This is a genomic window from Paraliobacillus zengyii, assembly GCF_003268595.1.
GTDB classification, from domain to species: Bacteria; Bacillota; Bacilli; order Bacillales; family Amphibacillaceae; genus Paraliobacillus_A; species Paraliobacillus_A zengyii.
Genome location: NZ_CP029797.1, coordinates 2,555,292 through 2,574,949, shown reverse-complemented (window position 1 = coordinate 2,574,949; position 19,658 = coordinate 2,555,292). Strand labels below are relative to the sequence as shown.

At 32.7% G+C, this 19,658-nt stretch carries 23 protein-coding genes; 18 read left to right on the top strand and 5 right to left on the bottom strand.

The window, feature by feature from the left end:
- The first annotated feature begins 21 nt into the window (after positions 1-21).
- Positions 22-978 (top strand): 6-phosphofructokinase, encoded by a 957-nt coding sequence (gene pfkA, locus DM447_RS13135; RefSeq protein ID WP_117161662.1) that lies wholly within the window; start codon positions 22-24, stop codon positions 976-978.
- 45 nt (positions 979-1,023) lie between these two features.
- Here pfkA and DM447_RS13130 read toward each other — a convergent pair whose 3' ends face one another.
- Both DM447_RS13130 and ku read right to left on the bottom strand, forming a co-directional pair.
- On the bottom strand, positions 1,024-2,283 hold the full coding sequence (locus DM447_RS13130) for a YeeE/YedE family protein (protein ID WP_112181652.1): 1,260 nt from the start codon (positions 2,281-2,283) through the stop codon (positions 1,024-1,026).
- Between the two features lie 140 nt (positions 2,284-2,423).
- Entirely contained in the window at positions 2,424-3,263 is an 840-nt protein-coding gene (ku, locus tag DM447_RS13125; RefSeq protein ID WP_112181651.1) for a non-homologous end joining protein Ku, read from the bottom strand.
- A gap of 86 nt (positions 3,264-3,349) precedes the next feature.
- Here ku and ligD point away from each other — a divergent pair, with 86 nt between their 5' ends.
- The gene (ligD, locus tag DM447_RS13120; RefSeq protein WP_157967405.1) at positions 3,350-5,107 is read left to right on the top strand and encodes a DNA ligase D; all 1,758 of its coding nucleotides are present in this window, start codon (positions 3,350-3,352) and stop codon (positions 5,105-5,107) included.
- Positions 5,108-5,180: 73 nt separating this feature from the next.
- Here the strand turns inward: ligD and DM447_RS13115 are convergent, their stop codons facing one another.
- From DM447_RS13115 to DM447_RS13105, 3 genes are all read right to left on the bottom strand, one after another.
- Positions 5,181-5,840: a hypothetical protein gene (locus DM447_RS13115; RefSeq protein WP_112181649.1), complete on the bottom strand. Its 660-nt coding sequence runs from the start codon at positions 5,838-5,840 to the stop codon at positions 5,181-5,183.
- A 196-nt stretch (positions 5,841-6,036) separates the two neighbouring features.
- Positions 6,037-7,230, bottom strand: coding sequence for a tyrosine-type recombinase/integrase (locus tag DM447_RS13110; protein ID WP_112181648.1), 1,194 nt, complete (start codon positions 7,228-7,230; stop codon positions 6,037-6,039).
- An 85-nt stretch (positions 7,231-7,315) separates the two neighbouring features.
- Positions 7,316-7,882 carry a helix-turn-helix domain-containing protein gene (locus tag DM447_RS13105; protein WP_112181647.1) on the bottom strand — a complete coding sequence of 189 codons (567 nt, stop codon included), beginning with the start codon at positions 7,880-7,882 and terminating at the stop codon, positions 7,316-7,318.
- Between the two features lie 146 nt (positions 7,883-8,028).
- Here DM447_RS13105 and DM447_RS18380 point away from each other — a divergent pair, with 146 nt between their 5' ends.
- The 16 genes from DM447_RS18380 to DM447_RS13030 all read left to right on the top strand — a co-directional run bounded on the left by DM447_RS18380 (position 8,029) and on the right by DM447_RS13030 (position 19,359).
- Positions 8,029-8,295 (top strand): helix-turn-helix transcriptional regulator, encoded by a 267-nt coding sequence (locus DM447_RS18380; protein ID WP_112181646.1) that lies wholly within the window; start codon positions 8,029-8,031, stop codon positions 8,293-8,295.
- Entirely contained in the window at positions 8,273-8,755 is a 483-nt protein-coding gene (locus DM447_RS13095) for a hypothetical protein (protein ID WP_112181645.1), read from the top strand. The genes DM447_RS18380 and DM447_RS13095 overlap by 23 nt, the downstream gene beginning before the upstream one ends.
- 18 nt (positions 8,756-8,773) lie before the next feature.
- Positions 8,774-9,052 carry a hypothetical protein gene (locus DM447_RS13090; RefSeq protein ID WP_112181644.1) on the top strand — a complete coding sequence of 93 codons (279 nt, stop codon included), beginning with the start codon at positions 8,774-8,776 and terminating at the stop codon, positions 9,050-9,052.
- 138 nt (positions 9,053-9,190) lie between these two features.
- Complete coding sequence (locus tag DM447_RS13085) at positions 9,191-9,502, top strand: hypothetical protein (RefSeq protein ID WP_112181643.1); 312 nt, start codon at positions 9,191-9,193, stop codon at positions 9,500-9,502.
- A 222-nt stretch (positions 9,503-9,724) separates the two neighbouring features.
- Entirely contained in the window at positions 9,725-11,887 is a 2,163-nt protein-coding gene (locus DM447_RS13080; RefSeq protein WP_112181642.1) for a phage NrS-1 polymerase family protein, read from the top strand.
- A 189-nt stretch (positions 11,888-12,076) separates the two neighbouring features.
- Positions 12,077-12,199, top strand: coding sequence for a hypothetical protein (locus DM447_RS18705; protein ID WP_277871492.1), 123 nt, complete (start codon positions 12,077-12,079; stop codon positions 12,197-12,199).
- Positions 12,199-12,423: a hypothetical protein gene (locus DM447_RS13075; RefSeq protein WP_112181641.1), complete on the top strand. Its 225-nt coding sequence runs from the start codon at positions 12,199-12,201 to the stop codon at positions 12,421-12,423. The genes DM447_RS18705 and DM447_RS13075 overlap by 1 nt, the downstream gene beginning before the upstream one ends.
- Before the next feature lie 139 nt (positions 12,424-12,562).
- Positions 12,563-13,066 carry a hypothetical protein gene (locus tag DM447_RS13070; protein WP_112181640.1) on the top strand — a complete coding sequence of 168 codons (504 nt, stop codon included), beginning with the start codon at positions 12,563-12,565 and terminating at the stop codon, positions 13,064-13,066.
- 2 nt (positions 13,067-13,068) lie between these two features.
- Positions 13,069-13,509 (top strand): hypothetical protein, encoded by a 441-nt coding sequence (locus tag DM447_RS13065; RefSeq protein WP_112181639.1) that lies wholly within the window; start codon positions 13,069-13,071, stop codon positions 13,507-13,509.
- Between the two features lie 177 nt (positions 13,510-13,686).
- Positions 13,687-14,286, top strand: a complete 600-nt coding sequence (locus DM447_RS13060) for a hypothetical protein (protein WP_112181638.1) — start codon at positions 13,687-13,689, stop codon at positions 14,284-14,286.
- 13 nt (positions 14,287-14,299) lie between these two features.
- Positions 14,300-14,989 carry a head maturation protease, ClpP-related gene (locus DM447_RS13055; RefSeq protein WP_112181637.1) on the top strand — a complete coding sequence of 230 codons (690 nt, stop codon included), beginning with the start codon at positions 14,300-14,302 and terminating at the stop codon, positions 14,987-14,989.
- A 12-nt stretch (positions 14,990-15,001) separates the two neighbouring features.
- Positions 15,002-15,316, top strand: coding sequence for a hypothetical protein (locus DM447_RS13050; protein WP_112181636.1), 315 nt, complete (start codon positions 15,002-15,004; stop codon positions 15,314-15,316).
- Between the two features lie 262 nt (positions 15,317-15,578).
- Positions 15,579-16,118 carry a hypothetical protein gene (locus DM447_RS13045; protein WP_112181635.1) on the top strand — a complete coding sequence of 180 codons (540 nt, stop codon included), beginning with the start codon at positions 15,579-15,581 and terminating at the stop codon, positions 16,116-16,118.
- A 50-nt stretch (positions 16,119-16,168) separates the two neighbouring features.
- Positions 16,169-16,600 (top strand): hypothetical protein, encoded by a 432-nt coding sequence (locus tag DM447_RS13040; protein ID WP_112181634.1) that lies wholly within the window; start codon positions 16,169-16,171, stop codon positions 16,598-16,600.
- A 207-nt stretch (positions 16,601-16,807) separates the two neighbouring features.
- Positions 16,808-17,869 (top strand): hypothetical protein, encoded by a 1,062-nt coding sequence (locus DM447_RS13035; RefSeq protein ID WP_112181633.1) that lies wholly within the window; start codon positions 16,808-16,810, stop codon positions 17,867-17,869.
- On the top strand, positions 17,869-19,359 hold the full coding sequence (locus DM447_RS13030; protein WP_112181632.1) for a hypothetical protein: 1,491 nt from the start codon (positions 17,869-17,871) through the stop codon (positions 19,357-19,359). The genes DM447_RS13035 and DM447_RS13030 overlap by 1 nt, the downstream gene beginning before the upstream one ends.
- Positions 19,360-19,658 lie beyond the last annotated feature (299 nt).

Here is a 19,658-nt window from a genome sequence, read left to right as displayed (position 1 = left end):
CATAAAGAAAGGTTGGGTATAATGAAAAAAATTGCTGTTTTGACTTCTGGTGGCGATTCACAAGGAATGAATAGTGCCATACGTGCTGTGGTTCGTACTGGTATTGCCAATGGATTTGAGATGATTGGTGTAAAAAGAGGATTTAAAGGTCTAATGGAAAATGACTTTATAACTTTAGGAACACATGATGTGAGTGATATTCTGTATCGGGGGGGAACATTTTTACAATCTGCACGTTCTGAGGAATTTAAAACAGAAGCGGGACAAAATAAAGCGATAAGTAACTTAAAGGAACAAGGAATTGATTCCCTTGTTGTAATTGGTGGAGATGGTAGTTATCGCGGTGCACAGGCACTTGCTAAACGTGGAATTAAAACATATGGTTTACCAGGAACGATTGATAATGATATCCCGTTAACAGATTATACAATTGGATTTGATACTACATTAAATGTAGTGACAGATGTGATAAGCAACCTTAGAGATACAATGAGTAGTCATGAACGTGTCAGTGTGATTGAAGTGATGGGTAGAAGTTGTGGTGATATTGCATTACAGGCAGGTATTTCTAGTGGAGTTGACGCTGTTTTAATACCCGAGTTTGCGTGGGATATTGAAGAAATTTCAAAAAAACTTACTAGTGGTTTTCAAAGAGGAAAAACACATAGTATCGTTATGGTCGCTGAAGGGGCAGGAAAAGCAGAAGAAGTTGCTCGATTAATAAAGGAACATTCAAAATTAGATACAAGACCTACTGTTCTAGGTCATATCCAACGTGGCGGTACACCAACAGCATTTGATCGGTTATTTACAAGCAGAATGGGACATAAGGTAATTCAATTAATTGAAGCGGACATTACTGGTGTTGCATTGGGTATGGAGAAAAATGAAATCACTTATCACACGTTTGATGAAATTTTTAATGCTGAAAATGTAGTAGATAAGAAATTGTATCAAATTTTTCAAGATTTAGTTTGAATGAAGGAATTTTAAAGGCTCACCACATTTGTGGTGAGCCTTTTTTTAACAAAAAGTATCTTTTATTTTTGGTACAGATAAGCCAAACATTGGGCGGAGGAATAATGCTACAAACGTTCCTGCTAATGCGAGTGCTCCCCATATATAGCCGTGTAAACTAAATGATGCAATTCCACCAAAGTAAGCACCAATATTACAGCCAAAGGCAAGACGAGCACCATATCCCATGCATAAGCCACCTATAACAGATGCAGCGGCATTCTTGCCAGTGATTTTAGTGAATTTGAAAAGACCCCCAGCTGCAGAAGCTAGAAATGCACCTAAGATAACGCCAAAGTTCAATACTGTTGTTGAGTCTGCAAAAATAGAAGCATCGAGTGATGCAGCATTTGCACCTTGCCAATAACCCCAATTCGCTACATCGAACCCAACAAATTGAGCAACTTTTGAACCCCATAAAGCAAAAGCTGAAGTAATACCCCAAGGAGCACCTCGAGTCATTAATGTTATAGCGTTTAATACTGCTAATACAATAGCAGCAGTAAATAGTGGCCAAGATCCACGTAAAATACGTTTCCAACCTATTTCTGAAGGTATCGGTGCCATTTTAGGTGGTTTTCTCTTTTTCTCAATTACTAAGGTAATCCATGCAATTAGTCCAAATAAAGCAATTGATAATATCCAAGCACCACCATAACCTAAACCTGTGGAGGTTGCTAGTGAAATAGGTTCAAATGCTGGTAAGTCTTCGGTCCAAAATGGTAGGTGATAAGCACCAATTGTGGAACCAACAATGAAAAAGAGTAGCGTGATAAACATGACAGAACGACCGCCACCTAGTGCGTAAAGTGTACCAGAAGCACAGCCACCTCCTAGTTGCATGCCTAAACCAAATAGAAAAGCGCCTACCAAAAGGCTTACCCCAACAGGTGAGACATAACCAGAGACACCATCTCCAAAAAATGAATAACCAAAAGCTAAAATTGGAGCAAATAATGTAACTGCAACAGCTAGCATTAACATATGTGCACGTAGGGATTGCCCGTTACCTACTGAAGCTAATCTGCGAAATGCTGAAGTGAAACCAAATCGTGCATGAAATAACGTATAACCAATTAAAAGTCCTATTACAAGTAATAAAGGTTGAACAATATTTTGCGTAGCCATCAGATAAATCATTAATATCGCTGATATAATTAACCCAGCAACTATTAACTTAATTTGAGGTTTATTTAAACCAGTACCTTGTCTTTTTACTGGATCCTTTACATCATTAATAGGTTGAACATTTGCTACTGTATCCATAAAAACATCCTTTCCCGATAAATTTAGTAGTAATTACAATTGTTAATAATATCGGGCATTATGTTATGAGTCAAGAATCTTAACTCATAAATAAGGACATTCACTCATTATGAGCAAATATCCTTATTCATAGTGCTTGATTAACCTGTGGATGTTTTCTTCGTTGCCGCAGTTTTTCTTTTAACAGGTGTGGCTTTTTTCTTACTTTTTTTCGTTCTATTTAAAGACTTTTCTAATGCATCTTGCAAATCAGTAACATTACTTGGTTTTTTAGGTTCTTTGGCAGTAGAAACTGCTTCTTCATCTTTTTTCTTTTGAATTAAGTCTAATAAAGCTGTTCGATAGTCATCTGTATATTTCTCTGGTTCAAATGAAGCAGTTAGTTGATCAATTAACATTTTTGCGGTTTCTAATTCCTTTTTAACAACGGTTGCTTCTTCAGGTACATTAGGTACCTCTTGAAAGCTGCGAACTTCATCTGGATAGTGAATAGTCTCCATTACTAAAGTGTTATGGTAAATCCTCACAACTGAAAGCTGTTCTTTTGATCTAATAGTAATCTTTGCTAATCCTATTTTTTCTGTATCCTTTAACGCTTCTCTCAATAGTGCATAAGCTTTACCACCGCCATCATCTGGTGATAAATAATAACTTCGGTCAAAATAGATCGGGTCAATTTCGTCTAATTTTACAAAGTCGACTATTTCAACCGATTTATCATCTTTTTCATCTTTAATCGATTCAAGATCCTCATCTTCTAAAATAACAAATTTATTTTTGGTGTACTCATATCCCTTAACAATATCATCATTCCCAATTTCTTTTTCACAGACTGGACATACTTTTTCATATTTTACGGGGGACTTACATTCCTTATGCAGATTGCGTAGTTTCACATCTTTGTCCTCAGTTGCAGAGTGTAATTTAACTGGAATATTTACTAAGCCGAAACTTATTGTTCCTTTCCACATTGTGTGCATTTTATCACCTCTCGGATATAGTTTTTGCATCGTACTAATAATAATTCAATAATTAGAAAGAATAATATGGAATGGAGGAGATCATCATGTGGAAGCCTATGCTCTCAACATTAGTTGAGGACCCACCTATAGCTGATAATTGGTTATATGAAGTCAAGTATGATGGTTTTCGTTGTGGTTTGGAATGGGAAAAGAAAACCGTAAAGCTATGGAGTAGGAATGGTAATGAACTAACGGCATCTTTTCCAGAGATTGTTGCCTGGTGTAAAAAGAATCAACATCTTGTAGAAGATCAATTACCATTATTATTAGATGGTGAAATTGTAGTATTACATACAGAATTTACATCCCTGTTTTCTTTTGTTCAACAACGTGGAAGATTAAAATCAAAAGATAAAATAAAAGTTGCTAGTCAAAAACGTCCAGCCTCTTTGATGGTCTTTGATATGATTCAATTAAAAGGAAATGCACTTGAATCAAAAACGTTAAAAGAACGCCGTAAACAGTTGGAAATAATAGCGAAAAGACTAAAGATAGCTAAATATGATTTGAATAGTAGGATTAACCTTGTACAATCATTTAAAGCATTAGACGAAATTATGGCAACTGTAATGCTTCATCAATGTGAAGGGATTATAGCAAAAAAGAAATCCAGTACATATCTATCCGGTAAAAGAACTTCAAATTGGTTTAAAGTCAAAAACTATCGCATCATACAAGGTATTATCTCCGGTTGGAATATAGATAATGACTATTTTGACCTGAAAGTTTTTCACCATGATCAAATAGAAACATTAGGAAAAGTCAAAAATGGATTTTCAGATGATGATAAAAAAACATTAACTGCATTTATTCAAGAGAACGGTAAAAAGATAAATGGATTCTCATGGGAAGTTACACCGAGCGTATGCCTAGATATTAACTGTTTAGAAGCAAAAGATGGAGAATTAAGAGAACCTTCATTTCGAAAGTTTCGTTTTGATTTATCACCCGAAGATTGTACGATGAATAGTGTTCAAATTGGATTAGCGCAATTACCAGAAGAGATCGAAATATCCAAACCGGAAAAGTTGCTTTTTCCGGAAGTAAGTAAACAAGATTATCTTTTATATTTACGATTTATCGCACCTTTTATTTTACCAAAACTAAAAAATAAAAGATTATCGATGATTCGTTATCCTGATGGTATAGAAAAACATTCCTTTTATCAGAAACATCTACCTGACTATGCACCAAATTTTATTCAAACAGTTAATGGGGAAGATAATGATGAAGACATTTTATGTAATGATTTAAGAAGTTTACTCTGGTTTGGAAATCATGCTTCCTTAGAATTTCATATTCCATTTCACACAATAAATTCAGACTACCCAGATGAGATAGTATTTGATTTAGATCCACCAACTTTATCGGAATTTCCACTAGCAGTAACAGCTGCCCAATTAATTAAAGAGATGTTAGAGCATCAAGGTTTTATCCCGTTTGTGAAGACATCAGGGAGAACAGGACTTCAAGTTCATATTCCACTTCAACCAAAAAGTATGTCTTTTACTGAGACACGTATTTTTATGGAAACAGTGGCCACTGTTCTTGTAGATAACTATCCGCAGTTATTTACCGTTGAACGTCTAAAAAAGAATCGCGGTAACCGTTTATATATCGATTATGTACAACATGCCCTGGGTAAAACAATTATTGCAGCTTATTCACCAAGAGCAACAAATAAAGCAACAATAGCCACACCTTTATACTGGAACGAAGTAAATGAACAGTTAGACCCTCAAGCATTTACAATGAAAACAATTCCTAAGCGATTGTTAGAAATAGGCTGCCCCTGGGAATAAAATAAGAAACACGTATCAGTTAGCTTTCGTCTAAAGAAAGCTAATCTAATCCGTGTTTCTTATTCACAATTTGTTATGCTTCATTAGTAATCAAATATTTTGTTAGTGCAGACGAAGCAGACATTGACGATAATAAACTACTTTCTATAGAGAGCTCATCTGTTTTTGTTGTCACGTATGAGTCAACTAAACTTAGGTTGTTCGTTAAATCTTCAAGACGTTGTTGTTCTGATTCTGAGCTCGTTTCATCTACTTCTGATTCATAACTGCTAACTTGTGATTGAAGTCTTTCCTTAGCTTCTGTTAACAGTTGAAGTTGTTGAACTTGAAAGCTTGTTTGCAAGAAAGTTGAGAGTGAATCTGTAGCTGTATCTGTTGTAGCTGAGCTATTACTGTAATTATAATAATTCGTCTCGGTACTTTCTTCATTTAATAAGACGTTAGCAAGTTCAGCATTAATACTTGCAAGCTCTTCTTGTATAGTCTCAAGCGTAGTTTCATCTGTTGTACTTGTTTGTTGTGTTAATAAATCAGTACGCGTTTGTAATAATGTATCTAGAGAAGAAGTTGAACTTGCTTCAGTTGCTTCTTGTAAGTAAGAAGCGAAGTCACTTATTGAAGTAAGATCAGTATTACTTGATGAAGTGCTTGATTCTGACGTAGTCGTGTTTGCAGCTAGTGTTGTGTACAAATTCGAATAGGCCGTTGATAAGTTACTAATGTTAATAGACATTTTTTCACTTCCTTTCATTAGACTGAATTATTCAAGCATATTCTATCAAGTCAATGTGTCAGTAATAAGTCAAAATAAAACTGCATATAAAAAAGCCCTAAAACATTGTTTTAGGGCTTTAATACTAACTATAACCTATTAACGTGAGTAGAAATGAACGTAATGAAAAAGCCTTGTTATATCAATGGTTGAGCGGTTATTTTTCAGAACCAACCGAAAAACCAACCGAAACTTTATCCATAGAAGCACTAAACATATCTACGATCTCACGTTCAACTTCTTTGAATGTATGGCCATAAATATCTAGGATCATCATTGGAGTGTTTCCTAAGCGCTCAGCTACATATTTGACACCTACGCCTTGATTAATTAATAAAGTAGCGTGTGTATGCCTTAATCCGTGTGGTGTGATAGCGTTTATGCCAGTACGTTTAATGCAACGTCTTAGAGCGTACAGAATTGATGAATCAGTGTATGCTTCTCCAGTTTGAAAAGAAATGAAAATAAAATCATCTTGCTTGAGTTTTTTACCAAACGATAACTTTGTTTCTTTACACCAGGTCTTGTATAATTGGAGTTGGTTAATTAGTTTGTCATCAATTGAAATGGTTCTATAACTATTATTTGTTTTAGGTGATCTAACACCTTTGTTATCTCTTGTGCGCTCCACTGTGAGCGTTTTTTCTTTTATATCAATATTACTCCACTTCAAACCAAAAGATTCTCCTCTTCTTAAACCTGTGTATGCTAAAAGCAATAAAACAGTATAGACAGTTATGTTCTCATTTTCCTTAGCATCCCTTAAAAGAATGTGCAATTCATTAGCATTTAAGAAATTCCCTTGTAATTTATCGTCATCTTTTAAGTTCTGGTTTATCGTTATTTTTGTGAAACGATTACGAGGTAAGATTTCATCATCTACAGCTGCGTTAATCCCTATCTTAAATAATCTATGAAATAACTGAACGCTGCTAGGCTTGTACGATTTAAGCAGCTTATTAATAAATACACGCTTGTATGTGGTTTTATCTAGATCGTGTAATTTATAATGACCTAGCAATGGCTTAATAACAATTCTTATGGCCATCTCTCTTTGTTGTTTAGAAGTTACCTTCCAATCATTCTGATGAGTTTCAAACCATATATCAAACCACTTGCTAATTGTTAAATTACTGTGATCTATTTCCTTTAAAAATCCATTAACTGATTTAGCTTTCACTTCTAATAAAGAGCGGTAGGCTTCTTTTTCACTTTTAAAGCCTTGCTTTCTTTTTTCTTTCCATTTACCAGTATAATCTTTGTAGCTATGACGATACATCCAGCATTTTTCATCTTTTACATTAAAATAATAAAACAATTCTTGATCTTTTTTTGTTTTGTGTAACTTCATGATTATTTATTCCCTTCATAGCGTGGGCAGACGTATAGGAAGGAAAATTATTTGTTTTAGTTGTTCTTTTTATTTTCTTTTTGTTTTATTCTAAGAATCTTTTTCTTAAATAACCCTCAATGTTTTTAACTTCATGGGTGATATATTCTTCTAAATATTCTTTGCTAGTTGATTCATTCATTTTTAAATCGTCAAATTCTCTGAGAGTATTGATCAATTGAGATAAAAAAAATACATATTCAGAATCAGAATACTTTAAAAAATCTAATGCATTAACCAGATAAAGAAATTCATTCGAACCCCATTCCTCACTTTGTAAGTCTCCATTCATGTATTTTTTATGCTCAAAACCATGGTTCGCAAAAAAATCTTTTAAATCGTTAAAGGATTCAATAATTTCCTCATCTGTAAGATCTCTGAATGCTTTTTGACCAGTCGTCAGATACAACATTGATACGTTTCCATAAGCTGCAATTTTTTGCAGTCTGTCGTTGTTAGGTATGCTTATGCCGCGTTCCCAACGTGAGACAATGCTATCACTGGCTGGTGGGTCAAATAAATGTCCAAATTCTTTCATGGTCATCCCTGACTCTTTTCTGATAACACTGATTCTTGATCCAATATCCTTTTTCTGTTTTTCTTTTTCCTCCATTTTCTAACCTCCACTTCTCATAAATGATGATAACATAAAAACGAAAAATAATCGACGTAAAACGACGGGAAATCATTGCTTTATTTAAACACACCTGTTATTATTAATTTACAGACGTAAAAAGACGCGAAAAGAGGTGTGTTGATTTGAATAATATCGTTGCCGGGTATAGAAAAATGGCAGGTTTAACACAGAAGGAAATGGCCCAAGAATTAAATGTTTCAGAAGGAACTTATAGGAATAAAGAAAAAGGAAACTCTTTTTTTAAACAAAATGAAATAGATAAGTTCTATAATTTAGTAAAAAAAACCAATTCTAAAATAACAATCGATGATATTTTTTTTACCTACAAACCGACGCAAAAAGACGCAAAGGAAAGAGGTGGTTTAATTGACAAACATAAAGCCAAATGAAAAATGGGTGATCTTCACATCTAACGATACAGGGTTTGTTTTCGATATGAACCAGGTTTCTAAAATTGAAAGTGAATTACGAAAAGAAGGACAAGCATATCGTACTATCTATTATCGGGATAATAAGCCAATTAAATACGTTGATGGCAAAGGTTATGAAGTAATGACCAATGAAGAAGTATCAGCAATTATTAATAGTGTGCAACCAAGCAATTCAGAAGATGAAAAAAATATTTTTCTCGATGTACAAGACAAAGATTTAGTATGCCATGATCCAGAAGGTGTTTTAGAAATTACAAAGGTACTTGAAGCTGCTGCAACAAAAGAAGGACCTTATATAATGCAAGTCACTGATGAAAAAGGAACAAGGCCACATGAAGCAAGTAGAGAAGAGTTCCTGGACCATTATATTAATTGGTCTATTGAACAACTTTATAACCTTGTGGATCCAGAAGAATAGAAAGGGGTGAAGTAAAAAGTGATTCCAGCGCAAATTAGTGTAGAGGTGAATGAAGAAGAAATTAAAGAATATATCCAACAAAAAATCAATCAACAACTGACAGATCAACTTCATTTTGTAGATATTAATAGACTAGTGTATATGACTAGCTTATCGAAACGGTATCTTGAAGATGAGTTTTTACACAAACCTAGTGTCAAATTGCTAGAAAGACGTAAAAATGAAAGAGGAAAGCGTATATGGCTCTACCCTCAAGTCTTAGAAGCAATAAAATCGATTATGGATAGTGATTGGTAAATAAAAAATAAAGCGTGGGCAGATTTATAGGAAAGAATTTATTAACTCGTACCAAATTGATACGAGTTGGTAATAACCGTCATAAATTGAGGATGGTTCATGAAAAGAATCTATCAATCTATTGAGAGGGGAAGCACAATGAAAAATACGAACATGAGTCAATTAATAGAGTTAGATTGTAATACTGGGTGTACGTTGGATAGTTTAACGGAAATGGAAGGAGCGATTCACCTATTTGATGATTTGCTAGGAGATATGCGGGAGTCTCCAGAAGCGGCAGCTAGTTTTTTTGCTGAAGGGATAATTACAAAAAAACTAGCTGCAATAAATTCAATGTTGAAAAATTCTATATCAGATAGTCGAAAAGAAATAACATCCGCTCATAAGATTGCTCAAGAATTATTTGATAATGATAGGGGTGCAGAAGATGAAACTATTAAACAATATTAATGACTTTTTCTTTAAAGATGAACATTTTCATTTAGAATACTTGTTCTTTTATGGACCAGTGATCGTAATTTTGCTTGTGAACATCTTGATTTTGTGGGAGCGGTTGTGATGAAAAAAAAGCATAAAAAAATGTATGAACGGCAATTCATACACGAGAAAATATTTAGTTGTTTATAGTATATCAAATAGTTATAACTGAAACAAGAAGGGAGGTGGAGCTTTTTGCAAAACACCATAGAGAACGTAAAAATACCAGATGAATTAATTAATCGTAACCAATGGGTTATGTGGAAATTAGAATATATCAGAGGACAGAAGAAACCAACTAAAATACCATACCAGATCAATGGACAGAAGGCAAATGCAACTAACCCAGAAACATGGACAAGTTATTTATCTGCTTGGGAGAACGAATACAAATATAGTGGTGTTGGATACGTTTTAACAGAAGATGACCCTTACACCGTTATTGATTTAGATGATTGTATAAAGGATGGAGATATAGAATCAGAAGCGCAATCCATAGTAAATACATTAGAAAGCTACACAGAATACAGCCAGAGCGGCAATGGGCTTCACATATTTATTAAGGCAAAGAAACCAGGTACACGATCTAAAAACGCCAATAAGGGCATTGAAATATATGATAACAAACGGTTCATTGTGATGACGGGTAATTCATTAGATGGAATGCCATTAGAAATACATGAACGACAAGACACGTTGAATTACATTTATGATAGTTACTTTGCTAATAAGGGTGATGGTGATTCTCCAGAAGGGGGAGCCACAGAGGTCAACTCAAATTTGAGCAGCCCTCCATTATCAGATGACGAGGTAATAAACATAGCATTGAAGGCAAAAAATGGACAGAAATTTAAAAAGCTGTACACAGGTGATTATTCCACATATGGCAGCCAAAGTGAAGCAGATCAAGCGTTGTGTAATTACATTGCATTTTATACGCAAGACCAAGAACAGGTAGATCGTATCTTTACAGCTAGTGGGTTATATCGTGAGAAGTGGGATAGGCAGGATTATAAAACATGGACAATTCAAAAGGCTATTGACGGATTACGTGCAACATATCAACAAAAGCAAAAATTTCAATTGAATGTGAAAGGAAAACATGAACAGCCCAATTTAGTATTAACAGAAAAAGACACGGTTAAGAAACTTCTTTCTAATTTAAGAGAAATATTACTTTTTGAACCTCTTTTAAAAGGAATTGGTTTCAATGAATTTACGCAAGAAGTAACAATTAACGGCAATCCCATCACGGATGATTTTATCACAGATCTTAGGTTAAATGTGGATACTAATTATTATATCACTTTCACAAAAGACGACGTAATAGGAATGGTCTCCTCTATTGCTAGAGAAATAAATTCTTATCACCCAGTAAAGAAAATCATAGAAAGTAAAAAATGGGATAGGGCACCAAGAGCCGAAACGCTATTCATAGATTATTTAGGAGCAGAGGACAACTCTTATGCCCGATCAGTAGCGAGAAAATGGCTTGCTGGAGCAATAGCTAGAATTTACGAACCGGGTATAAAAATGGAGATTGTTCCAATCGTGCAAGGTAAGCAGGGGGCAGGAAAAAGTACACTTGCCAACAAATTAGGCGGTGAGTTTTTCGTTGATACTTTAGCGTCATTAGGTAATACGAAAGATGATTACCAGTTATTGATTGGGTCATGGATTATTGAACTAGGAGAGTTATCTAGTTTGAACAGCACTAACACGGAAAAAGTAAAATCATTTATTAGTGCTAAGTTTGATAAAATTCGTTTACCTTATGGCAAAATCACACAGAAATATCATCGTACATCTGTATTTATTGGAACTACTAACTCAGAACAATTTTTGAATGATTTAACAGGTAATAGACGGTTTTTCCCAATCATTTTAAAAAATAAAGCGATCAAAGATGTGTTTTCCCTAGATAAGCAAACAGTTCAACAAATATGGGCTGAATCTTATGAAATATACAAGAATGGCGAAACGCTCTATCTAGACAATGAGTTAGATGAAGAGTTAGCTGAACACTACAGAAATCAAGCAACTGAGGAAAATCTTCTATTTATAAATATTGATGATTATTTAGACATGAAAGTTCCTGATAATTGGGATACAAAATCAATGTCATACAAAAGATGGTACTTTGGTAGACTCCAACGAAATGGAACAACTGAAGGAATAAGAAAAATTCATAAAACAACAGCAAAAGAGGTTGCTTATATTCTTGAAGTAGAAGCTAATGACAGAAATTCAAAATCACAAATGAAGAAAATAAATCTTTACATGGATAATAAGGTTGGTTGGGAAAAGAAACCCGTTTTCATTGATGGTAAGACTCAAAGAGGGTTTATGAGAAAGTAATCAAAAATGTAATATGTAATGAAAAGTGTAATGCTATATAACCTTAGAGCCCCAATGGTTACAGGCTCAATTATTACATATTACACTTTTTTTAAAAGTTTTAGAAAATGGAATAAGCATAGAGGTTAGAAGCATATAGAGGAAAGTTTAAAAAATAATGTAATAAGTAATGGAAATCTCCAGTCCCTTATGTTTCAAGGGATTTCCGAATTACATCAAGGATTACAAATTACATTTAATCAACAAGAGGCGATTAACAAGAGTGTGATAGAACAATCGACTAAACAAAATGAAAAAGGAGAGTTCCAATAATGAACATAGACGGTTTTAGATTTAAACATATCAAAGCAAGTACCTCAGAGGAAGCCACTGATGAACTGAATGAATTCTTGCAGCATTGCGATAAAGTAGGGAAATCAGTACGTGATATAACTTATCACACTTATAGAACAAATATAATTATCCATTGTTATGTAGTTAGATATGATCATTATACAAATGGAGAAAAGAATGAATTTCAGTTTAGAGAAATTTAAGAAAGAGGGTGAGTAATTTGAGGAAATATCCAAAGTAAGAAAAAAACAGAACGAGATACTATATCGGCAAGCTTAATCAAAAAAATATAATAAACAGAGATTGACAGTCTAGTTTATATCAAGGCAGGTGTTATCAAATGTGGAAGGTAATATTCTAGAACAACAAAAGAAAATATGGTTCTATTTAAACCTTGATTGCGAGATAAGGAGATTTAAGGACCAAATAAAGATTATAAAAATACATTTCTATGATCAGACCATGACCAGTGGCATTCGCTGGACAGAATTAGGCCTTTTCTCAAGAGGATTTAAGGTAGAAAAAGAAGTAATTAATCATCTAGATCTGATTACTTATTATGAGAATCGAATAGAAGGACTACGACTAAAGCAGCGTTATGTAAATGACTATCTTCACATGCTGGATCCAGATAACAAGCAATTCTTGTTAAACAAATACACGAATCATAAAATTGAGGATTCGTTAACAAAAATAGAATTGGAGTTTTATGACGAGCTACATGAAATTGAAGAAGCAATGAATTATATGCGTGGCATTGCGCCTGATTTAAGTGATTTTCTTGAATTAGATAACGAAGTCTTAGAGGAGGATTTCAATAACATACTTGACATGATAGAGGTGTAATAATGGCTAGAAACCAACAAGCAAAGTTCTTTTTAAGAAAGTGGCCATACTTTGATCAAAATATAAATTATTTAACAGATGTAGAAAAAGTAAATATTAAAATACTATATACAGCTTTGAAGCAACTAACAGAGTCACAGAGAAAGCTACTAGCTGAAAAATATCGTGTGTTTGATGGCTTACCTATAAATGATAGTGTGCTAGCCAGAGAGCGCGGTATAACGTTAAAAGAGTATAGGGAGATAAGAATCATTTACGAATCAGATTTCCAAGCATTCTTGAATGAAGCTAAAGAGAAGTACAAAGAACAATTTAATAAGGCTATGGGCATACAGTCAGTGCCAGCTGAAACATTATCTCTTAAGGAGGTGAACCGACTTCTTAAAGAATTTAATGAGTCACCAGAACAAGAGAAAAATGAACTGTTTTCATGGATGTGCTAGTTAGAAATAAAGATATAACACCCCCCGCCTAAATATTTTTGCGATTTATTTCATCAGGGGGCACCGGTTAAGGGGGGGCAATTCAGCAGATGTATCGAAATATATTACCCCCTCCCTCCCCCAAGCTAAGCAATGCAGAAATACGTTATATTTTATATAAAAAAAGGAGAATGAAAAATGGAAAAATTATTACCAGAATCTTTAGCTATACACAAGAAAGCAGATGAAGTGTTTGATAGAAATCGAATAACCGCAAAGAGTACCGACATTAAAAGAAAGATTGAAAAAGCAGAAGAACAGCTACCTCATTGTGAATCAGCAGAGGATCATACCAGTGTTTTGAAGAGTATCGAAAATTACAAATACCAACTAACAGAACTGGATATAGAAATGCGGGTACAACCAAAACGTGCAAAAAAATTCACAGAGGACGAATTACAAAAACTTCCTGAGATATATAATAAGGAGTTTAAACCACATTATGATAGGTATAAAAGTCTGGATAAGGAATTGAAAGTAAAACTACAAAAACTCGCAAAGGAATTAGATCCAATTGTAGCTGAAATGCAAGAAATTGAAAGGTTAGAGCTTAGCTTTCACATGCTTAAAAATAAAGTCATTGGAAGAAGAAGAAGTTTTATTGAATTACCAATAAGTAGTTCTCGATATGACGGGTCGACTTTAAGACCCCCTGTTAATGTCTTTCGTAGTGGAGATTTTAAGCTTTCTAGTCAAGTAAAGACACTGATTAATCAAATAAAAACAACATTGAAATAAGGACGTGAAAATAATGACAGTAAAAATTAATGTGAGAGGTGCCATAATTGGCAACGATTTTAAAGAAGTTTATGACTTCTATGACATGGAATCTACATGTCCAAATGATATATCAGATAAGCTCCCAAAGAATCAAGAACAGGTCGAAGTAGTTATTAATAGTGGTGGTGGCCACATAGATGCTGGAAGTGAGATTTATTACTTGTTAAAAGATTACAAAGGAAAAGTAACTGTGAAAATAGCAGGCATGGCCGCAAGCGCTGCATCCGTTATAGCTATGTCTGGTGACCATGTAATTATTGTCCCAACAGCCCAAATGATGATCCACAATGTAAGTAGTATTGCGCAAGGAGATTATAACAAAATGCTACACGAATCTGATGTTCTTAAAGAAATGAATCGAAGTATTGCAAATGCTTATATATTAAAGACAGGGAAATTAGAAAAAGAGATACTGGATTTGATGAATAAAGAAACATGGCTATCAGCAAAAAGTGCATTACAACAAAGGTTTGTTGATGAGATTATGGGAGTTTCCTCAGAAAACGTCTCTGAATTCCTAGTTGCAAGTTCATATACTTCTAACTTGTTGCCTTATAGCGTAATTGAGAAATATCGTGATATGAAAAGTAATAATAGATCTAACAGCAATCATCAAACGAATTCAAAGAAAAATGTTTCAAGATTATTCATGTATTTATAGGAGGGAAAGACAATGCCAGAAACAAAAAACGAAAATCTAGTTATGTATAAAGAAAATGTGCAACTTCAAAGAGAAAATCTCAATTTTTATAAAGAAAATAAATTCACACCATTACTAGATATAGCAGATCAGATTGGGGACCAGATAGACTTAATACACAACTCTGTGGATGGATTAATTACTAAGCAAGTGGAAAAAAATCCGAAGAGAATGTCTGAAGAAGACAAAAAGCAATGGTACCAAGAAACACTTTCAAGCTTGGTAATGGTTAATCAAATGCTGCAGAGTGTGAGTGTGGATGTTAAGAAAGTACGACATTTTAAGTGATAATTTATTAAGAAGGGCACCTATCTTGTGTATAGGTGCTTTTCTGTATTAGATTAATATCTGATCATTCTTATATTTTATTATATATCAAGAGCCACATATTAAATTCTGTGGTTTTTCTATAGTCCTAAAGGCAGGAATTCCATAATTTTTGTCGAATACAGTAACTAAGGAGTGGTTACATGCCAAACCAAAAACCAAAAAAAGGCTGAAGAGGTAGGAGAAGTTTTACCAGGTAAAATGGGAGAGGAGATTTGTAAAAATGAATGATATAAATAAATACATCGATTGTTTAGAAGGTAAGGGAAAAAGACATGTACTACTAATTGTTACTCCAAGAGGTAGTTATCCAAACCAATTTTCCCATAGTGAATATGACGGAATAGAAAGTGCGATTCTAGAAAACCCAAAGTCATACATAAGTTTGTTTGAAGAAGACGAAGACGAAATAATGCAGTATGCTGCGTTCCGATTATATATAAAACCTGTTATTTGCGACAAATACCAGCTTTATGATAAAAGTACATTGAAATTAAAGAGGATGAAAGAAAAAGAAATTGAGAGCTTCATTATCACAAAACACTTTTACAATACAGTGCCTTCAAGCAAAGAAAATGAAGAAGAAGCAATTCGAAATGGAATTAAGAAAGCTGAGGATTTCAAGAATAAATTTCCAATTGAGAACTTTGAGTTCGCAACTGTTGAATTAGGAAAAGACAGTAATGAAGCTAATGTTTTTATTGACTTAGATTTTACAAACAAAAATAATAATATCCATTTTGATTATATTTATGTGTATTAATAGTTGAGACAATTCAAATTAGGTTAATCATAAAAAGGAGGTGTGTAAAAATGAAACTAAATTTTGTTGACGAAGAAATAATAGAACTCTTAAAAGAACAAAGGGAATTGTGGTCTGATAAACATGATTACACACTAAAAAAATTCTTAGAAAGATACTTTGAAGAGATAGATTATATATACCCGAAACAATTATTAAATGGAGATTCAAACAAAGGTATGACTACTTTTTATGTGTTTTCTAATAAAAAGCTATATATTATTTCTAGGAATCAAAGGGCTTTTCAAATGGAGTTTATAAATGCAGACATAGAGAAAATTTTATTATTTGAAACAGGAAACAATAACGGAAAAAAGTTTGAACTTGAAATAAAGCACAAAGACATTGATGATTCAATTGTTTTAAATCATGGAGACTGTGATGCTAATTGGGTATTGGATTTTAAAGAAATAGCACAAAATATATATAAGTATCTAACTTAGGACACTCTTAACAAGGGTGTCTTTTTTTAATAGAATTAATCACTGTACAATAATTTAATTTTAAATTATAATAAGAACAAATGTTCCTTTTTGGTTGTGTTCTCATGGATGTTTTGTCACTTTCTAAAAAAAGCAGGAATATTCACCCTATTTGTCGAAATTGTATAGTTAAGTATACATAATTCAAAAGACATATGGGGGACAATAATGGAAAACATCTTTGATTCAGTACATAGTATGAACTTAGAAGAAGACAAGCTTGAAAAGAGAAGTGCTACTGAAGGTGCCATAGAAGATTATATAATAGATCTAATTAAGAAAAGCAGATTAAATAAAAATAAAAGAGCATTCAGATTCGCAAGTGAAAAAGTAGAATTACATACCTTAGTAAAGGAAATGATAAATTCTGGCTTTAATCGGGATTTAATGATAGAGAATTCTGATAGAATTGCCAAAAGGTGGTTTGATAAAGAAAAAAACACTCAAGAAAGATATAACCATCTTATGAATTTACCAAAAGGTAGCTTGATTCAATCATGTTTTCAAACTGCTAACTCATTTTTGTTTCTAATAGCAAAAATAGAACATGAAACTTTTATTGATGAAAAAGAATATAATTTACAAGTTGGTCTTCCTTTTGAAAAACGAATTCTTAAAACATGTATTATTGAATTAGTAGATACTGGAACAAGTTACAAAGAGGTTGATGATGGAGTTCCAACATTTGAAGTAGACAATATTTACGTAACTGATTCAAGTAATAAAATTGCAGCTTATTGGTACCAAGATTTCTTAGAATTAAAATATCTTAATACTAATGAGATAAACACTAAAGATGCATTTAGAGCGATTGATAGAGAAATCAAAAAAATAAAAAAAGTATCTCCTCCAGATTATACATTATTGAGAAATAATTTAATTGGATATTTTCAAACTAAAGAATCTTTTACAATCGATAATATTATTGAGCATATATTTGGAGAATATCAAGCTCAATCACAAGAGTTAGATTTGGATAAATACAAAAATAATATTAGAGTACTTCCGGAAAATAATAAATTTGACTCTCAGTTTTCCATTATTAAGAAAGAAGTTAAAGCAAGAAGATATTTTGAGGTAAATGATAAGATTGAGATAAGGTTAAAAGCCCATATAGATAGAATGCGAGATGTAGTATTTTCTGAGGAAAAACGCGGAAAAAAGTTTTTAGTAATTGAAACTGAAAACGAAGAAGTTTATGAATTATTTAAATATAGGAATGAAAATTAATGTATAAGAACTTTGTAAGTTTATTTTTTGTTAATTATGATGAAGTAATTGAGGAGACGGTATACAGATTTGAATCGACGATTAATTCAAAAAAAATAAAGATTCCAAGTAGGCAAGAAATAATCGAAGCTTTTGATAGTTTTCCTACAAAGGACGAGCTTTACATTGATTTATTTATTGAGGAATCAGATATACTCACTTTAACTAAGAACACTTTAGATGATGACTTGGAAGAAATTCAACAAACATTAAAGCTTGAAGAACATTTATCAAATGTAAAAATGAAGCTAAAAATCATAAAGGATGTTAATGAGGGTGAGATATCAATTTATTCTTGGAATAAATTTGTTGAAGGGTTATATAAGTCAAAACTTAAATTCATACTCAAAGACTTTGATGATTTACTAAAACGAAGTGATAAAGTTTATTTTGAATTGCTTGATGAAACTAAAGTTGTGTTTTATTCCCAGTCTTTAATTTTTAACACTAAAAATGTACAATTAGCTAATTCAGATCGGAATAAATTAATAAGTAAAAGAAATGAAGTATCCAACTTACTTAATTTTTCGGAGATTTCCTTGTTACCCAGTGATTTTTATTTAATCGAAAAAAGCGATGATAAAGAGATAAACTATTTTTTTGAGAAACTTTCTGGTTTGATATCCTTAATTTTTATATCCGATATCTCTTCTATTGAAAACTCGGATGAAGTGCACTTTAAAATTAATGGTTATAAGTTAATTAATGAGAGTTTACATTTTCGTGAACTGAATTTGGAAATGAGAGAGATATATGCAATTTATGAGTGGGTTTTTTATGAAGGAACTATTAGCGATAAAGTAGGTTTAGCTAGGAATGTTATATCATTAAACTACAAGTCGGATGATCAAAAAAAATTATTAAAATCAAATACCTTCAATTCTATAAAATCTGGCTATGCCATATATCTTAAAGAAAATATCCAGCAATATATAGAGGTTACTAACAAAATGTCAGAATATCTAATAGATCTGACAATGAAGGTAAATGATGTCATAAAAAATTTCGGAGATTCATTTAGAAATAATAATTTTATTGTTGCGTCGTTTTTCTTAAGTGTAATCGTATTTAACTCATTATCGGCTGGAAGGGTTTCTAATATATTCTCAGGGGACATTTTGAGCATTGCAATAGTGATACTAATTGTGTCAACTGGGTATTTAGTTGCTTCTATCTATATCACTCGTGAGCAAATTAAAAAATTTGAGAGTGACTATCTGCAACTTAAAAACATCTATAAAGATCTTTTAAATCCAGGAGATTTAGATAAAATTTTTGATGTTAGTTATTTAAACATAAATACAGGGTATGTAAAAAGAAAAGTAATTGCATTTTCTATGGTTTGGGCTCTGGAAATCATTTCATTTACCGTTATGCTGATTGTAATTAATGTTTCTATTGAGGATTTAATAGGAGTACTAGGAAGAATTCTTGAGATAATGAGAGAGTGAATTTGTATTAGTGATTAAGTGACTACGGACACTGAATCGTACCTTTACCACCAAGCGCCAAAGATTATACCAATAGATGCCAGACGCTTTACCACGGAATAATGCACTTAATGCTTTGCCTACGATAGATTTACGTTAGTATGACGAAGTAGACTAAATACTGCGCAATAAATGCCTTTAGTTTTTGATGACTTTGAGAAGAATGGACTTAGGCTTTAACAGTTGTTAAGTTTTAAAAAGATCCATTTTCAATGAATAATTTACTAACAGTATATATTTTAGTTTTTTGAGTACTTTTG

Coding starts and splice junctions, on each gene's coding strand:
- pfkA (WP_117161662.1), top strand. CDS start 22: ATGAAAAAAATTGCTGTTTTGACTTCTGGTGGCGATTCACAAGGAATG.
- DM447_RS13130 (WP_112181652.1), bottom strand. CDS start 2,283: ATGGATACAGTAGCAAATGTTCAACCTATTAATGATGTAAAGGATCCA.
- ku (WP_112181651.1), bottom strand. CDS start 3,263: ATGCACACAATGTGGAAAGGAACAATAAGTTTCGGCTTAGTAAATATT.
- ligD (WP_157967405.1), top strand. CDS start 3,350: ATGTGGAAGCCTATGCTCTCAACATTAGTTGAGGACCCACCTATAGCT.
- DM447_RS13115 (WP_112181649.1), bottom strand. CDS start 5,840: ATGTCTATTAACATTAGTAACTTATCAACGGCCTATTCGAATTTGTAC.
- DM447_RS13110 (WP_112181648.1), bottom strand. CDS start 7,230: ATGAAGTTACACAAAACAAAAAAAGATCAAGAATTGTTTTATTATTTT.
- DM447_RS13105 (WP_112181647.1), bottom strand. CDS start 7,882: ATGGAGGAAAAAGAAAAACAGAAAAAGGATATTGGATCAAGAATCAGT.
- DM447_RS13085 (WP_112181643.1), top strand. CDS start 9,191: ATGAAAAATACGAACATGAGTCAATTAATAGAGTTAGATTGTAATACT.
- DM447_RS18705 (WP_277871492.1), top strand. CDS start 12,077: ATGTTTCAAGGGATTTCCGAATTACATCAAGGATTACAAATTACATTT.
- DM447_RS13075 (WP_112181641.1), top strand. CDS start 12,199: ATGAACATAGACGGTTTTAGATTTAAACATATCAAAGCAAGTACCTCA.
- DM447_RS13065 (WP_112181639.1), top strand. CDS start 13,069: ATGGCTAGAAACCAACAAGCAAAGTTCTTTTTAAGAAAGTGGCCATAC.
- DM447_RS13060 (WP_112181638.1), top strand. CDS start 13,687: ATGGAAAAATTATTACCAGAATCTTTAGCTATACACAAGAAAGCAGAT.
- DM447_RS13055 (WP_112181637.1), top strand. CDS start 14,300: ATGACAGTAAAAATTAATGTGAGAGGTGCCATAATTGGCAACGATTTT.
- DM447_RS13050 (WP_112181636.1), top strand. CDS start 15,002: ATGCCAGAAACAAAAAACGAAAATCTAGTTATGTATAAAGAAAATGTG.
- DM447_RS13045 (WP_112181635.1), top strand. CDS start 15,579: ATGAATGATATAAATAAATACATCGATTGTTTAGAAGGTAAGGGAAAA.
- DM447_RS13040 (WP_112181634.1), top strand. CDS start 16,169: ATGAAACTAAATTTTGTTGACGAAGAAATAATAGAACTCTTAAAAGAA.
- DM447_RS13035 (WP_112181633.1), top strand. CDS start 16,808: ATGGAAAACATCTTTGATTCAGTACATAGTATGAACTTAGAAGAAGAC.
- DM447_RS13030 (WP_112181632.1), top strand. CDS start 17,869: ATGTATAAGAACTTTGTAAGTTTATTTTTTGTTAATTATGATGAAGTA.